Raw genomic sequence first — 15,850 nt, 5'->3', positions numbered from 1 at the left:
CAATCGAATGACGAGAGGGTATACACTTCCTGCGAGAATACAAGGCTCCTTTCGGCGAGCCTGAGAATTGCGAATCGCCAAGGTTCCTTTGGGTCGCAGCGGTTCACAGTTGCTACGCCTCGGCAGATGGATTTCGGGAAACGGCTGAACGCTAGACGATACCGTTCGCTGTGATCAACGCCCGCGTGCTGCCGAGAGAGTCTAGTTCACCAAGGCGCTACCTTTCGGGGCAGCTCGACCGAACGCATCTGGAGTGACTACAAGAACAGGCGATCAGTCGTCTTGTCGAGCCGCTTGTCCGAGCCGCTGGCATCGTTGAAATGGCCAATCAATTCTCCGGATGGCCGGTAGATGTTAGTCCCTTTGAGATCGTAGAGCTTTGCGCCATTCAGGTCGAAGATTTCCCGGCCCACGATAATGCCGACACGAACACCCTTGCTGTTGAAGATGTCACCTTTCACAAGAGCCTCCTGCTTGAAAGTCCGTGGATGCTGCGCTGTTTCGCGGGAAATAGCGAGACAAATCGCCAGTATCCGAGCTGTCCTTATCGAGGTGGCGTCACTTCGCTGCCGCACCAGCCAAGGGCTTCGGCGTTGATCGGATCCGAAGGAGCTTGCGCATCAAGGATTACTCCGCATCTCCGACATCTCAAGGTCCAATGCTCGAAGCCGGGTCTTCCCAGGACAACACACAGCACCTCCATGGTGGCCCGCACATGGGACAGTGGGGCTGCGCGGCTTCGTGAGGCGAGAGTTTATGAGTTGCGCGTCTGGCATTCGATGCTCCTGGTTCTAAGATGGGAGCCCAAGACTCTCAGTCATTCCACTGAGGAAGGACCGGCGATCATAAGATTACGCGCAATCGCGCTCGCGTATGCCCGAAAGAGCACACAGGATTGCAGTCCTGTTTCATTTAACCGGCCTGCGTGGAAGTGCGCCGGAAACAGCAGTAGTCTCGCAGTTTGTACCGCAAGCGGAACGGTGCCCTTCGTGGAGAATCTCCGAGGGCAAACAGGTTGAGCTGACGGGACCCATATTGAGGTCTCCGCAGGGACGGGCACTGATCTCCTGTGAGGGAGAGCGTTGCGGCTCCACGCGAATCATTCTCGACGCCCAGCGGCGCTCGAACCTTCGCTGAAAATGCAATGGATAGATGATACTCATGGGCTCCCTCCAGTCTGGACGGCGGGAGCGCGGTACGGTCTCTCAGTCACTGAAGCCATTTACGATCAGTGATACCCGATAGATGGTGCTTGCGCAGTCCGATTGATAGGTCTGTTCTCAGATGTTTTCGTGCCGCATGCCGGGGATAATGTTGATGAACTGCATCAAGCGCGCCGGCCAGCAGCTCGGCGCGTCGTCTATCGCCTTTTTTTGAAATCGATGCTGCGCAGGATGATGCCTCGGGGGCGTTCCCTCGAACTCGCTCGCCAGATATTTGCCGACGACACACGTTTCGATCCGATCGCGCAGGCGCGTGAACTGCGCTTCGCGCTGGTCCGGTTTCGCGTCCGCTTGATCTTCAAGCGCATCCATTGCGGAGGTCGAGAGGGCGCAGGGAACTTGCTTTTCACCATCAAGCATCGAGAACAGGATGACCGTCCTGTTGTATTCGTAGCTTATGAAGCGTCCGCGCATGAGCGTCATCTGAACTACTCCCGGTAATCGGCGCGGTGATCAGCCTCTTCTGCACTCTTGCCCCGGCACCAGGCGCTTTATCGCTCGCTATTCTCGGAACATCGGCGTAGGGTCGGCGATCACCGAGTTTTCCATGGCATCCGCCGGTGACTGAGGGCCGCGCGCTCCCGCCGCTGAGAGCAGGAGCATTGTCTTGCGGCAGTTTCGCCTGGCCGAGTGGATCGTGCCACCCGTCATCGTTCCGCTCGCTCTTTTGATCTTGGTGCTCGTGGTGGCTGCCTTCAGTGCCTAGGCGGATGCGCCTGAAATATCTGATTGGCAGCGGCCATGACGGTATCGGCCAAAATCTCGGCCGCGCCACGGCAGCGGCCGCGCTGAGGAAGGCCAGGCAGCTTCTGGAAGAAGGTTTCATGGATGTGAAGATCTGCACGCCGCGCGGGCAGGTCCTGTTGCCCGATGAATTCAATCAGCTCGAGAAGCAGAAGGAGACCGACATGGCTAACGGGGAGCGACGAGGCAATAGGGAAGCCAAGAAGCCAAAGAAGGAGAAAGTCAAAGTCATCGCCGCAGCGCCAAGCCAGAAAGCTGCGGCTTGGCAGCCGAGCTTGTCTCCAGGCAAGAGGAAATAAAGGCAACAGGCGAGTGCGCCCGGGCTGGGCAGCCGGCCCGGAATGTGAACCGGCCCGCTCTTGGCTAGGGAATAGCCAAACCGCTACGTGTAGCGGCCGCTGCACGTCTTGGTTGCCGCGTTTCCCGGCCAGAGGTCGGCTCTGACTAGGAGGAATAGAAACCAAAGCAGTCTTCAATGCATGTTAGCCATGGACGAAAACCGCTTCCACGAAGTTCATCTCGTTCGCGTCACCACGGATGATCGCGAGTGGCGGCTTTGGTTGGCAGCAACGCCCCGCGAGGAGGCTGTAGAGCGGGTTCTCGATGTAATTCCAGAAGGATGGACTGCGGTCCTTTTGGATGAACTGGATCCCACGGACGCGGCCATCTTGTTCATGAAGCCCGGGGAGGTGAGAGAGGTGCCTCGCTAGTGCTCTCACTTGCTCACCTTGGCGATGACTTCCGCTCAAGCATAAGGTGGCACCTCCACGAGAGAACCGATCAACCGCAGCAGAGCTTTGTGTTCAGGTCCTTTCGGCTGAGTGCGCAAGAACTCGCCGAGCTCGATGTGCGACAAGTGACCGCCGGAAGGTGCATTAGGCTGGTGGATGATGAAGGCATCGCCGGTGGTCGGCTCGCGGCCAAGGAACCAAGCGTCACCATTCGGGCTGCGATAGAGTTCTCGTCTCTCGGGCATGGGATGCTCCCAACTGAGGGGATCGCCGGCCTCACGTTTTGAGCGGCACGTCTCGAAGGTGGCTGAGCCGCCACGATGAGGCCCTCTAATCGCGGACCTGGATCGTTGAGCGGCCGTCCGAATGACGTGTCACGAATCCTCCGAGCGCAAGCAAGATCCCTTTCTTAGCACCTCCGGAAGGAACCCTTTGCTCGGTTCCATCGTGAAGCAAGACCGTCACAACGCGGGAAACCGGAGTCCATTCCTAATTGTTCCTAACACCAAGGAAGGTATCCAGTGGTAGCATGTTAGCGTCGCGTACCGACTGGTTCACAGCATCGACGTCTTCGCCAATCCGCGGTGACTATCGCCCGATTGCTGTCCGATACTTTCGCTGGCATCGCGCCGCACGGGATCGCTGCCTTCGAGGCAGCCCTTGAGATCGCCCTGGCGCGCTGGCTCTGGAGCAAGCCGGCCTAGGCGGCCAGCGCTTGGGGGCAGGCAGCTTTGCACCGCGCTAGTCGATTGATGGCATTACCATCCTCAACATGAAGCCGGGAGGTGAGAGAGGCCCGTTGTTTGTGCTGAGTTGCTGCCGTCATATGCTCAGCTCGCGATGACCTCCACTTAAGCGGAAGGCGGCATCTCTACGAGAGAGCCGATGAGCCCCGGTGACGCGCGCTCGCTGATCATCTCCAGCGTGGTCTGGGGTCGTGTCCCCTGTGATGGTGTAGCTGGCGGTGGGGCACCGCGTTCGCCGCCAAGCGCCGGGCAGGCAGCTGGCGATTGCCGAAGATTGACGGTGTAGCACTCTGTGTGGCACCGCGAGCGCTCAAGTCGGCCATCACTCCGCGGCCGGCGGAAGAAGAATCCCTGGATTGCAGCCGCACGCCTCGATTACCTGCGAGGCCGCGGCTTTCGGAGTTACCGAGCGGGAAATTTTCGGCGCCGCGCCCGCAGAAGCTACCAAGCAGAAATGCGAGAATTGCACCTGATAGGGGTTAGGGCGTGCACTCACTAGCGCCATGAGTACGCGCCCTGGTTCGGAGCTAACCCGCCAAGCGGTCAGTAGTCCCAGAAGATCGGTACCCAGCGAAAGGTGTCGCCATCGACCGCCACCCGCCCGACGGACGGGAATGGCAGGTGAGTGGCCACCAACAACTCGCCGCTCCCCGCCAGCTCCCGCAAAAGACGGGTCCGAACGCGGGCTGCCTCTTCGGGGTCGTGTTCGAAACCATTATGCCAATCGGGATGATCGAACCCGACCGCGAACACGGCGTCACCGGCGAAGGTCAGTCGATCGCCGCCGGATGCCAGGCGGACCACGCTGTGCCCAGGGGTGTGGCCGCCGGTGCGACGGACCACCACCCCAGGCGCCACCTCATGCTCCTTATCGAACGGCCGCAGCTGGCTGCGGTACTCTTTTGCGAACCGGTTGGCGGCCGCCCGAAGAGCGTCCGGGAAACCATCCGGCATGGAGACGTGAGTGAAGTCGGGCGCCTCCCAAAACTTGACCTCGGCGGCCGCCACATGGATCCGCAGGTCCGGACGCAGCCGGTCTTTCACTCCGTCGACGAGGAGCCCGCCAATGTGGTCCATGTGCATGTGGGTCAGGACCACGTCGGTCACTGACGCAAGATCGATGCCGGCAGCCTCCAGCCGCTGGACCAACTGTCCGGCCCGCGGCAAGTTCAACGCCGGGTCCAGCCCCAGTCCAGCGTCGATGAGGATGGTCCGACCGCCGCTCCGCACCACGACCACGTTCAGCGGCCAGTCGAAAGCATCCGGCGGCAGGAACATGTCGTTCAGCCAGGCCCCCCGGACGGCAGGGTCGGTGTCGTGTGCCAGCATCGCAGTTGGGAGCGGCAGCACGCCATCGCTGATCACCATGACGTCGATCTCGCCGACCTTCAGCGCGTAACGCGACGGAACCAGTTCGTCGGGCCGCGATCTAACGGGGTGTGAGATGTTGTCCAGGCTCATGTTTGTCTTCTGCTGAGTGTTACGGGTCATCTGATTCATCGTTGAAAACTCCTGCGTTCGATCTTGGCGCTTGATCCTGATCGATCTGCGCTTCCCGCGTGGGAAGCTGGTGAGGTGTTCAGAGATCGGTGACACGCTCATTGCTGGTGCGTCACCGCAATGGTCTATCGAACTTGAGTTGCGACTGCCCCAGAGCGATTGCCGTCACTATCGAGCGATTGCTGCTAACGTATGCGCCTCCGCCAATCGCTCGGGGTTTCATCGGTCAGCGCAGCGAAACGAGCTGCGTCGACGGCCACGATGGCGGCCAGCACGACATTGCCTGTCACGTCGGCGGTGAAGACTTGACCTAGCGTGAAGAAGCGGCGAAGTCGACGATGACGCTGAGACAGCCGCCTTTCAGGCGTCACAACTTTTGCCAGGTCACCTGTCGAAATCGCCGACCTGTGGAATGTGATCGCCACCACCGGTACGCTCAATTGCGTTGAGCGGTCCAATAGCCCGCGCATAGGGAGCTCCCGGCGCGGCCGCTCCACCTGCCGCGACCCGTGGTGCCGGCGAGCTTGCCGGAGCCCGTGGCGTATTTGTCATGAACTGCGACTGACGCGTGCACCGCACCGGATCGTGCCACGTGTCCTCTGAATTTCAGGAGATTCGGATGCGAGACATTGCCGTCGGAAACATTGACGGTGAAGCTGTAGCTGGGTTCGCAGACGCCTCTTTGCGTCACGAAGATGAGGTCCCAGGATCCATCATAGGCCGATCGCGCCTGTGCGGCCGGTGTTAGCGCGATGAAGCAACCGGTTGCTATCATCCAGATCGAAGGCGTCTTCATGATACTTCTCCGTTTTTGTGAACAATGGCGCATTGGGGCAGGCTCCCGTGCAGTGAAGGATCTAGAGGAAGCCAGTCACATCAGTCACACGCTCCGGATCAGCCGAGGCCAACGCGGCAGCACGCTCGGCCTGCGGCGGATAGATCCAGACGGTGTTGATCTCCTGCTTGGTCTTCTTGGCGACGTCGCCGACCATCGCCACCTTGCGTTCCCAGCCGGTCGTGAAGAGTGCGCCGGCCTCGCCAAGGTCCAGGCAGGTGACGTAACCCTTCTGGTGGTAGGGTTTGGTCGGAACGCGCAGCAGTTCCGCTGCGGCATTGTTGCCGGCAAAGGCGCCCATCCGCGTGGCGTGCTGGCATGACATCAGCGCGTAATTGCCGTCATTGTCGCAGGCAGCGCGGGCGGCATCGCCGGTGGCGAACACGCCGGCCACTCCAGGCACGCGCAGATCGCGGTCGACCAGCAGCCGGCCGAAATTGTCGCGTTCGGCTGGGACCTGCTGGGTCAACGGCGCGGCACGAAAGCCGGCCGCCCAGATCACGGTCGCGGTTTCGATGTGTTCGCCGCTGGATAGCGTGACGCCGGATTCGTCGAGCGAGGTGACGCCGGCACCGAGACGGGTCTCCACACCGAGCTTGCGCAGGGCGTCCATGATGACGGGGCGGGGACCTTCGCCCATGTCAGGGGCGATCGCATTGTTGCGGTCGACGATGATGACGCGCGGCTTGGCATCATTGCCGAAGATTTTTCGCAGCCGCGCCGGCGTTTCGGTTGCCGCCTCGATACCGGTGAAGCCGCCACCGACGACCACGACCGTGTCGCGTCCGTTCACGGACGGCCGGTCGGCAAGACCGTGCAGATGCTTGTCGAGCGCAACCGCATCATCGAGCGAGTCGACGGAAAAGCCGTGCTCGGCGAGGCCCGGAATATTCGGACGGAACAGCCGGCTGCCGGTGGCCACGACCAGGCGGTCGTAGGACAGTGTCTTTCGCGTGCCTTTGGCCGTGGCGACCTGCACCATGCAAGACTTGGTATCGATCGTCTCGGCGCTGCCTTGCACGTAGACGACGTCGACAGCCTTGAGCACGTCCAGCAGCGGCGCCGTCAGGGTTTCGGGCTTCGGTTCGTAAAGCCGCGGACGCACCACGAGCGTCGGCTCTGGCGCAACCAGCGCGATCTCGAGTTCTTCGGGCAAAACGCCCTGGATGTCGCGCAGGCGTGCTGCTGAAAGGGCCGCGTACATGCCGGCGAAGCCGGCGCCGATGATGACTAGTCGCACGTCATTTGCTCCTTGGATTGGACTTCCCGAAAGTCGGGTTGGACATGGTGATGTCTAGCTGATCGGCAGCCGCTGCTGTCCCAGAGCGATTGCCGTACCTAGCGAGCTATTGCTGCTAACGGATGCGCTCGCGCCCATCGCTTGTGGCAGGATCGCATGTTAGCCAAGGCTGATGCTTGGCGCGCCATTTTGGGCCGGGGCCACGCATGTAGTGCTGCTCGGGCCGGTAGCAATCGCGTACATCCATAACCAGGTTGTGGACGACGCTGGCGAAGTCAGAGATTGTCTCAGCCGTCTTGCTGGCAAAACCAGACATCGCGAACCAGCGCGCGGAAGCCGGCACGATCGCATGGCGGCTGACGATGCTTTCCAAGATCATCTTCATTCTCCATCCGGTTGGATGTGGGCACCGTGATGATCTAGCGAATAAGAGTTGCGGCTGCGCCAGAGCGATTGCCGTACCTGTAGAGCGATTGCTGCCATCTTCGGGGCGATAGCCTGAGCGGCGCATCATTTCGTCTTCGAAGGTTTAGCTTTACCTAGACCAAGGGACTAGGAGTTGAGCCTTCCCGTGCGATACCTCCGATCTGCCATTGCAACGCATGGTCGCGCACCCGACCAACGGGATGGGAGGATGCAATGTTGCCGAGTCAGTTTAATGGAGCATTTGGGGGCTCCCTTGATATCCTCGTGAATGAGGGATCGCGATCCCGGCCCTCTGACGAGGCGGATCGTTTAGGCCAGGGTCATATTTTCAAGGAAACGACGAAGACCAATGCGCCGTCTCACCGCACGAGAGCGTCATGCTACTATAGCCAGAGCCAAGCATCCGATGATGATCTCATCAAATGCATTGCGGTACGCGATACCGCAGCAATGCATATTCTCTATGTGCGCCATCGCGCAAAGGTATTCAAATTCATTCGCGGGCTCGTCCGCGGGCGGGAAAATGCGGAAGATCTGGCAAGTCAGGTCTTTCTTGATGTCTGGCACTCAGCCGGCAGCTTTGAAGGTCGATCGCGAGTGTCGACCTGGCTGCTTTCGATCGCCCGTTTCAAGGCGCTGGGTTATCTGCGGAAACGCATGCACGATAGGATCGATGACGTCGAGTTGCCCGAAATCATCGACGAAGCCGAGTCGCCCGAGGCAACGATCGACCGAACAAAGACGAAGGTCGTGTTGCGTTCGTGCATTGGCAAGCTGTGTCCAGCGCACCGCATCATCATAGACCTGGTCTACTACCACGAGCGATCAGTCGCCGAAGTCAGCGAAATTCTCGGTATCCCCCGTGGAACCGTCAAGACACGGATGTTTTACGCCCGCAGACAGCTCGCAAGCTTACTTGACAGTGCCGGGGTCGACTCTGTGGCTGCCAACTTCGACCGCAATCGACCATCTCCGCCGATGCTCACTGCAAAGAGCGCCCTCTCAAGTCCGAGTGTCAACTTCATTTGCGCGGCTGGGTAACGCTGCTTGGCTGGAGGCATAGGCGGCCGCCGCCCTCGAAGCCGGCGAGTAGGTTCGAAAGACGTCGGCCAGCTCCGCGGCAGTATCTGTGAGCTCTTTCATGATGGCCGGGCCGTCGGCTGACCGACCTCCGGAGGAATGACGGACCTCGAACGAGATCCCGTTCGGCAGATCCACGTGTATCTTGTCCAGCCCGGCGACACCCGGCGCCTCGCCGTCTTCGGCATCAGAAATCGCACCTGCTCCATCCGCACCTGACGCCTGATGCCCGGAGGTCTCTTTGCTCGCCAGCCTCTGCACGAAGTCTTCAATGGTCTTGAGAGTGGCGCTATCGAAGCCCACGTTGCCGAAGCTGACGACTCCGATCGACATGCCGTTCGGCAGATCGACCTTGATCGCATCGTAAGGCGCATCGGCGCTCATGCCGGCTGCCAACTTCGAACCGTCGGCTTGTGCACCGACGGCCGAAGGAGATTTCGCCTGACGGGCGGAAGAAGGCCAGCTCACCGCGCTTCCGCTAGCTATACTGCTGATGCTCATGCACGAACTCCACTGTCAATTGCAAACGCTCGTCTCACCAGCAACAGACATGCCAATTCCGTTGGCCTTTGCCATCAACGGGTTGTCGAGAATTCCGACGAGCGCGTGTTTCACATCGGCAAATGCGACCCGGCAAAAGCTGCCACTCAGCACGCGCGCGTTTGCGGGCGACGATGGTGGGCTCGGAGCAGGATCCGACAATGCATGACAGCTTTAGGAAAGAGGTCCGACCCGTACGGCGCTTGGAACGAACTGAACGCTCACACCCAATGCCACGATGTCGCAGTTCTCAACCGATGCCGGCAGTCGAACTCACGAACCTGCGATGCGCTGAACTAGGGCTCGTACTCATAGCGTTGATGAGTTCACGCCCTAGCCATCGGCGGCCAAGTGGGCGATCGCCTCCGGTCCCAATTGCCAGCGATCCCAGTCCGGATCGGGGGTCGCGTCGACGCCCTTGTAGAAAGCCTGGGCTGGTGCGTTATCCTTCAGCACGAACCAGCAGAACTTTTCGTGCCCTGTATCCACGGCATGGCGGGCCACGCGCCCCATTAGTCGTCGGCCGATCCCGAGGCCGCGCATATCCGGGTCCACGAAAAGCCACTTCATCATGAGCAGCGGCCGCAGCGTGTGCATGAGGGGAATCTCGTAGTGCACGGCCATGCCTGCGAGCATGCTGTCGCCGCGGTCGGCGACGAAGGCGCCGAATTCAGGACGTTCGCCGAAGCCGCGGCGCAGCAGTTCGGCCTCAGTGAGTCGGAAGTCTGTGCCGCGCTCGAACTTGACGATGTCCTCCATCAGCCGCAGCAACTCGGGCATGTCTTGGCGCACCATGGACCTGATCCGCACATCATTTTCGACCATTCGCATCTTACACTCTCCGTCTCGGGATGGGTTCGAGCTCACCGGCGCTGATTTCCGTTGATGCAGCCGTGATGCATTGCTATAAATTCCTAAAATCTGCTAATCAGTTCGGTAGTCATGGAGGCACCCTCCAGTTTCGCCTTTGGGCCTTTCGCATTTCACGCTCTGAGCCGCCGCTTGGAAAAGCAAGGCGAATTGGTGCTGCTCAACTCCCGGGCAACGGAACTCCTGTTGCTCCTGCTAAAGCGGGCGGGCGAACTCGTCACCAAGGACGATCTGCTGCACGCAGGCTGGGGCGACCGGGTCGTCGCGGAGAATAACCTCACCGTACATATGGCGGCCCTTCGCCGCGTGCTCCGCGACGGGGGGGAGGCCGACAACTACATTCGAACCGAGCATGGTCGCGGTTATCGCTTCGTCATGCCCGTCGCGGCCGCGCAGGCCGAGGGGAGCACCGTGCCCAGCGGATCGACGGCTCACGTCGGCAGGCAGCCAGAGTCCCGCGGCATTTCCATTCTGATACCACCCGTCCAAAGCCTGCTCGACGACGAGCAGTCTCAATCGCTTGGAGTCGAGGTCAGGCGGCATCTCATGGTGCAGCTCTCGCGCGTGCCCGATGCGGCGGTCATCGGGGTGGGCGACGCCCGCTATGTCCTGCGGACGTCCATCCGGCCAGTGGAGGGCGGGGTCCAGGTCATTGCCATGATCGATGATGCCGCCACCGGAGCGACCATCTGGGCGGATCGGTTCCTGCACCGGCACATCGGCCTCAGCCCGATGGAGGGAGAGATTTCAGGCCGGCTGGCGCGCGCGGTGATCATGGAGCTCGTGGATCGGGAAGCCGCCCAGGGCTCATCCGAGGAGGCGGCGCACACTGCTGGCGCGCAGCACAGCGCCTTGCGCGGTTGGAGCGCCCTGAATCGCGAGCTGTGGGTCCCCCAGGATCTCGCCGAGGCACGGCAATGGTTCGACCGCGCGCTCCTCGCCGATCCATCGAACGCGTCGGCTCTGGCGGGGTCGGCCTACACGATTGTCGCAGAGAACATAAGGGCCACCGCGCAAAGTCGTGATCTTGCGGATCGTGACGAGCTGCGGCAGGCCGATGAACTGGCGACGCGGGCGGTCGCGCGAGCGCCGGACTGGCCTCGAGCCTGGTTTTGCCGTGGCTATGTGCGGGAGTGTCAGCGTCGCTTCGACGCGGCGCTGATCGCCTTCGGCCGGGCCTTGTCGCTCGATCCGTGTGACGCCGAGGCCCTGGCCTATACAGGCCATGTCCATTTCCTGATGGGCCGTCTCGAGGAAATGCGGGCACCAATCCAGCATGCGATTGCGCTTAGTCCGCGCGACCGCGGCGTCGGCCTGTGGTACCATTTCCTAGGCCAATACGACTTCTGGCATGGGCGCGACGAGCTCGCAATTCCGTATTTCATGCGAGCCACCGACCTTGCTCCCAGCTTGGTCTATTGTGCGACCTTTCTCGCTGCCTCGCTTGCCCTTGCGGGCCGGATCGAGGAGGGACGAAGGTCGCTCGACTCATGGTGCGAGGCAATGGGGGGCTACCGCCTCACGATCGATAGTCTGCGCGCGCGGGTTTTCTCCGACAATCCCACCTACCTCGCCGGGCACGAGCGCCACTACCACGGCCTGCGTCTGATCGGGGTCGCGGAGCGCTGATGCGACAGGCAGGTCGGGCGATTAGCAAGATTTAGGAAGCCCGCCAACGACCTTGGCGGGACTTCCCCGGTAGAACGTCGGGCACGTCCAGCGCTAAGGATCAATGCCGATGTCGATGCAGACAAATGCACTTACCGCTTCGTCCGCGTGGTCGACCGCGGCGGTGCCTCGCCAAGCAAAGGCCGATCTCGAAACCGATCTCCCGCTCGTTCTGATCGTGGACGATGACGAGGAGATCCGGTCCGCGCTTCGCGAACTTCTGCTGTCGGTCGGAATCGACGCTTGTTGCTTTGGATCGACTCAAGAGTTACTGAGCGCCGATCTTCCGGAACGGCCGGGATGCCTGATCCTCGATGTGCGCATGCCGCGAGCAAGCGGCCTGGATCTCCAGCAGCGCCTCGCCGCGACTGGCAATACGAGGCCGATCATTTTTCTCACTGGTCATGGCGACATCGCAATGTCTGTTCAGGCGATGAAAGCGGGAGCCGCAGATTTCCTGACAAAGCCCGTGAGAGATCAGACGCTTCTTGACGCGGTCGCGGCCGGGATCGAGAAGGATGTTGCGCACAGGGCTGCGGCCCGGCGCACCAAGCAACACGTCGACCGCTACGCCAAGCTGACGCCGCGCGAACGCGAAGTCCTGCGCGAAGTGGTCAAGGGTCGCCTCAACAAGCAGATCGCGTTCGATCTCGGCATCAGCGAGATCACCGTCAAGCTGCACCGCGGCAACGTGACGAAGAAGATGCAGGCGACGTCCGTTGGTCAGCTCATTCGCGTCTGGGAACTGTTGCCTGCGGGAATTCGAGAAGGATCACCCTAGACCAAAGGATGGTTACAATCCGGGCCAGCAAAGGGCCAGATGCGGCGGTGGCTATCCGGCCACGCTAGCGAAGGTCACCGGCTTGTCCAAGGCTCCCATAGTCGCGATCGTCGAGGACGACGAAGCTGTGCGAGAGGCTCTCTCCGACCTCTTTCTGGTGCTGGATCTATCGTGTGGCACTTTCGATCGAGCGGAGGCCTTCATGGCGGAGTACGTTGCGGGCAGTTTCGATTGCCTGATTACCGATGTGGGCATGCCGGGCCAGAGCGGGCTCGACCTGCTGCAGCACCTGCGGAGCATTGGTTCCGCGATGCCGGTGATCGTCATCACGGCCGACACCAATCCGGCGACCTGGTCGCGCGCCATGCGATATGGTGCCTATGCCTGTCTGACCAAGCCGATAGAAGCCGAAGCGCTGCTTCGGCATCTGCAGTCCGCCCTGAGGCTGAATTGGCTTTCCATCTGACGCCGAGTGAGAGAGGCTTTCCCATGGCGAGCCCCGTCCGGAAGGCGGTAACAGGCGGACGTGAAGCGCTGTCGGCGTCTCTGCCGGGAATGGAGCTGTCGGATTTCGCATCCGAGAGCGTAACTCGTTGGCTATACATCACAGTCGATAGGATCACGTTCGGATGACTTGCGCGCCACGGACACCAGTGTCGGGATGGACTGACATGCCCAACAGTGTGCAAGTACCCGCGGACATCATGCGGAAATGGCAGGAGATCGTAGATCTTCTGGCCGATATTCTAAATGTTCCCTCCGCCTTGATCATGAGGGCAGAGCCGCCAAACATCAAAGTCTTCGTTTCCAGCGAGTCTAATGAAAATCCTTACGAGCCGGGCGAAGTCGCATGTCTCAATACAGGGCTGTATTGTGAGACTGTAATGAGCACTCGCCGACCATTGATTGTCCCGGACGCTCTGCAAGATGAGGCGTGGAAATCGAACCCTGACGTCAAACTAGGCATGATCTCTTACCTCGGCGTGCCGATCAGTTGGCCCGATGGCGAGATATTTGGAACGATTTGTGTTCTCGACAAGAAAAGCAACGAATACAGCGAGCTCTATCTCAGACTGCTGTTGCAGTGGCGTGACGTGTTGCAGGCGGACTTGAGGTCCATTGCAAGCATGCAGCGAGAGATTGAACAACGTGAGGCGAAAATTCGCCGCCTCGTCGATGCCAACATCATCGGCATCGTCATCTGGAATATGGAGGGCCAGATTCTCGATGCCAATAATGAGTTTCTCCGCATAGTTGGATATGATCAGAACGATGTCCTGTGCGGTCGAGTGAGCTGGGCGGACATGACGCCCCCTGAATGGCGCGTCCGCAATGCACAGGCGTTATCCGAGCTGAAGAACAAGCGAGCCGCGCAACCCTTCGAAAAGGAGTACATCCGCAAGGATGGCAGCCGTGTTCCAGTGTTGGTCGGCATCGCGAGCCTTGAAGGGACAGAGGGCCAAGGTGTCGCGTTTGTGCTCGACTTAACCGAGCGCAAGCGGGCAGAAACAGAAGCGCGTGAGAGCGAGCGGCGATTCCGCAACATGCAGATGGAACTGGCCCATGCCAATCGGCTGGCAACATTGGGCCAACTTGCGGCGTCTATAACGCATGAAGTCAAGCAGCCGATCACGGCCGCGCTCCTCAATACCCAAACCGCTCAGCGCTTTCTCACCCGCCAGCAGCCAGATGTTGAGAGGGCGAAAAAGGCAATAGACCGAGCTGTACTGAACGGCATGCGCGTCAGTGAAGTTGTCGACCGGACGCACGCGTTGGTCAGGAAGGAGCCCGTGCAAAAGGACCGCTTGGAGATTAATGACGCCATTTCGGGCGTTATCGGATTGACGCGCGGGGAAGCTTCGAAAAACGACGTTCAAGTGCGGACTCAGCTGGCGGAGGACTTGCCTGTCATTCAAGGCAGTCGGGTCCAGATTCAACAGGTGATGCTGAACTTGATCGTCAATGCCGTCGAGGCGATGAGCCAAATGAGCGATGATCGTCGGGAACTACTAATCAGCACCCAGGCTGAAGCTGACTGCGTTCTCGTTTCGGTGCGAGACTCTGGCCCGGGCCTGTCAGAAGACGCTATCGAGCAAGTGTTCGAGGCGTTTTATACGACGAAGTCGAGCGGCCTGGGGATGGGACTATCCGTCTGCCGTTCGATCGTTGAGGATCACGGAGGACGATTGTGGGCCACCACAAACGTACCACGAGGTGCGGCGTTTCAGTTCACAGTTCCTATCAATGCGGACTGCCAGGACTGATCCTGGATTGATCCTCCAAACCTCGCGCAATCTTATTCACAGCTCCCGCTTCGCTCACGCGGTTGTACGTGATGACGCCCCCAGCCGGTACTATCCCAAGGTACAGGTCAATCTACCTGCCGAACCTGCCAGACCAGAACTGCTGCACGATTCCGTCAGCGGGCAATTGCCGTCATTGTTGAAGCACAGAGGCAGCAATGTCGCGCTTCATTGGTTCTGACGCCGGGCGACACAACGCGAGCACAAGTCGATGAGCAAGCAAGCCATGCACGATTGTTCGGAAGGTCAGCCCGCCGCATCTGAGGCGCGCCAGAGCAACGTGCCCGTTGCCGAGGGGCGTCCCGATGCGGAGATGGCACGCGTGCTCGGGACCACACCATTTCGCATGGTGTTGGACGCCTCCGGTGCCGGGATCGCCCACTGGAAACATGGACCATTGCACGACGTCGTCGAGCCCATGAGCCACCACGTCATCATGGCTTACAACGGCGTGGTACAGCGCATGGAGCGGCGGTCAGGAAGATCGGTTGAGGTCGGAACATGTCGTCATGGCGTTGTTGTCATCATTCCGGCAGGATTGAGCGCCCGATACGATATTCCGAGACCTGTTGATGTCGTTCAGCTCTATCTTCCCCCTGCAATGCTGCAGCGCGTTGCCGACGACGCCGAGACCCCCACACCGACCGATCTCCTGGTGCGAACGGCGCATCCCGACCCCATTACATCCCGATTGCTCTTGAGCGCGGCCGACGTTCTGGAGGGCAATGGCCCCCTGGATACACTGTTCAGGCAGCAGGTAACGGAACTCCTGGCCACACGCGTCCTGGCTGCGCACACCGGCTCGCCAATCGCGTTCCAGCCGACCATGGGTGGGCTGTCGCCGAAGGTCCTGCTCCGTGCCATCGGACGCTTGCGCTCCGACAGCGATGCCGACGTCTCCCTCGCGGCTCTCGCTTCGGATGCCGGCCTGTCGCGCTTCCACTTCTGTCGCGCCTTCAAGGAAAGCACCGGGCTTTCACCGCATGCCTGGCTGCGCCAGCACCGGCTCGAGCAGGCCATGAACATGTTGCGGGATACGCACGCGTCGGTCGTCTCGGTCGCAGCCGCGCTTGGTTATTCCTCCCAGACTGCCTTCGCTGCGGCGTTCAGGAAAATGACCGGCGAAACCCCGAGCGATTGGCGGAGACGCCTGCAGTAACCGC

General features: G+C 60.5%; 16 protein-coding genes and 1 pseudogene. 7 read left to right on the top strand and 10 right to left on the bottom strand.

Translation table 11 applies throughout. The annotated features are described in order from the left end of the window. Positions 1–257: 257 nt before the first annotated feature. Together BLV07_RS21490 and BLV07_RS21485 are read right to left on the bottom strand one after the other, a co-directional pair. On the bottom strand, positions 258–461 hold the full coding sequence (locus BLV07_RS21490) for a hypothetical protein (protein WP_091889266.1): 204 nt from the start codon (positions 459–461) through the stop codon (positions 258–260). An 899-nt stretch (positions 462–1,360) separates the two neighbouring features. Continuing rightward, positions 1,361–1,646 (bottom strand): annotated as a pseudogene (locus BLV07_RS21485) (DUF1488 family protein). Between the two features lie 287 nt (positions 1,647–1,933). On the opposite strand from BLV07_RS21485, the gene BLV07_RS21480 reads away from it, so the two are divergent. Then, entirely contained in the window at positions 1,934–2,266 is a 333-nt protein-coding gene (locus BLV07_RS21480) for a hypothetical protein (protein WP_091889264.1), read from the top strand. Positions 2,267–2,712: 446 nt separating this feature from the next. On the opposite strand, the gene BLV07_RS21470 is transcribed toward BLV07_RS21480, so the two are convergent. From BLV07_RS21470 to BLV07_RS21450, 6 genes are all read right to left on the bottom strand, one after another. Next, positions 2,713–2,943: a hypothetical protein gene (locus tag BLV07_RS21470; protein ID WP_091889260.1), complete on the bottom strand. Its 231-nt coding sequence runs from the start codon at positions 2,941–2,943 to the stop codon at positions 2,713–2,715. 1,044 nt (positions 2,944–3,987) lie between these two features. Then, complete coding sequence (locus tag BLV07_RS21465; RefSeq protein ID WP_091889501.1) at positions 3,988–4,944, bottom strand: MBL fold metallo-hydrolase; 957 nt, start codon at positions 4,942–4,944, stop codon at positions 3,988–3,990. Between the two features lie 185 nt (positions 4,945–5,129). Then, a complete protein-coding gene (locus BLV07_RS46380; RefSeq protein ID WP_143035461.1) occupies positions 5,130–5,372 on the bottom strand; it encodes a hypothetical protein in 243 nt (80 codons plus the stop codon). 8 nt (positions 5,373–5,380) lie between these two features. Then, positions 5,381–5,740 (bottom strand): hypothetical protein, encoded by a 360-nt coding sequence (locus BLV07_RS21460; protein ID WP_091889258.1) that lies wholly within the window; start codon positions 5,738–5,740, stop codon positions 5,381–5,383. A gap of 61 nt (positions 5,741–5,801) precedes the next feature. Continuing rightward, positions 5,802–7,019, bottom strand: a complete 1,218-nt coding sequence (locus BLV07_RS21455) for an NAD(P)/FAD-dependent oxidoreductase (protein WP_091889256.1) — start codon at positions 7,017–7,019, stop codon at positions 5,802–5,804. Between the two features lie 115 nt (positions 7,020–7,134). After that, entirely contained in the window at positions 7,135–7,404 is a 270-nt protein-coding gene (locus tag BLV07_RS21450; RefSeq protein WP_244551162.1) for a hypothetical protein, read from the bottom strand. Positions 7,405–7,658: 254 nt separating this feature from the next. Between BLV07_RS21450 and BLV07_RS21445 the strand changes: the two genes are divergently transcribed. Next, positions 7,659–8,486: a sigma-70 family RNA polymerase sigma factor gene (locus BLV07_RS21445; protein WP_091889254.1), complete on the top strand. Its 828-nt coding sequence runs from the start codon at positions 7,659–7,661 to the stop codon at positions 8,484–8,486. On the opposite strand, the gene BLV07_RS21440 is transcribed toward BLV07_RS21445, so the two are convergent. Together BLV07_RS21440 and BLV07_RS21435 are read right to left on the bottom strand one after the other, a co-directional pair. Further along, positions 8,448–9,026, bottom strand: coding sequence for a hypothetical protein (locus BLV07_RS21440; protein ID WP_143035460.1), 579 nt, complete (start codon positions 9,024–9,026; stop codon positions 8,448–8,450). The two genes, BLV07_RS21445 and BLV07_RS21440, sit on opposite strands and share 39 nt — an antisense overlap. A 372-nt stretch (positions 9,027–9,398) precedes the next feature. After that, positions 9,399–9,896 carry a GNAT family N-acetyltransferase gene (locus BLV07_RS21435; RefSeq protein WP_091889250.1) on the bottom strand — a complete coding sequence of 166 codons (498 nt, stop codon included), beginning with the start codon at positions 9,894–9,896 and terminating at the stop codon, positions 9,399–9,401. Between the two features lie 171 nt (positions 9,897–10,067). Here BLV07_RS21435 and BLV07_RS21430 point away from each other — a divergent pair, with 171 nt between their 5' ends. The 5 genes from BLV07_RS21430 to BLV07_RS21410 all read left to right on the top strand — a co-directional run bounded on the left by BLV07_RS21430 (position 10,068) and on the right by BLV07_RS21410 (position 15,846). Continuing rightward, entirely contained in the window at positions 10,068–11,564 is a 1,497-nt protein-coding gene (locus BLV07_RS21430) for a winged helix-turn-helix domain-containing protein (RefSeq protein WP_176945678.1), read from the top strand. 115 nt (positions 11,565–11,679) lie between these two features. Then, a complete protein-coding gene (locus BLV07_RS21425) occupies positions 11,680–12,384 on the top strand; it encodes a response regulator transcription factor (protein WP_091889497.1) in 705 nt (234 codons plus the stop codon). Between the two features lie 82 nt (positions 12,385–12,466). Continuing rightward, positions 12,467–12,850, top strand: coding sequence for a response regulator transcription factor (locus tag BLV07_RS21420; RefSeq protein WP_091889246.1), 384 nt, complete (start codon positions 12,467–12,469; stop codon positions 12,848–12,850). A gap of 205 nt (positions 12,851–13,055) precedes the next feature. Beyond that, on the top strand, positions 13,056–14,648 hold the full coding sequence (locus tag BLV07_RS21415; RefSeq protein WP_176945677.1) for a GAF domain-containing sensor histidine kinase: 1,593 nt from the start codon (positions 13,056–13,058) through the stop codon (positions 14,646–14,648). A gap of 250 nt (positions 14,649–14,898) precedes the next feature. Then, positions 14,899–15,846 carry a helix-turn-helix domain-containing protein gene (locus BLV07_RS21410; protein ID WP_091889242.1) on the top strand — a complete coding sequence of 316 codons (948 nt, stop codon included), beginning with the start codon at positions 14,899–14,901 and terminating at the stop codon, positions 15,844–15,846. The last annotated feature ends 4 nt before the right edge of the window (positions 15,847–15,850 follow it).

Source organism: Bradyrhizobium sp. Rc2d, assembly GCF_900099855.1.
In the GTDB taxonomy this organism is placed as follows: domain Bacteria; phylum Pseudomonadota; class Alphaproteobacteria; order Rhizobiales; family Xanthobacteraceae; genus Bradyrhizobium.
This window is presented reverse-complemented; position numbering and strand designations above follow the sequence as displayed.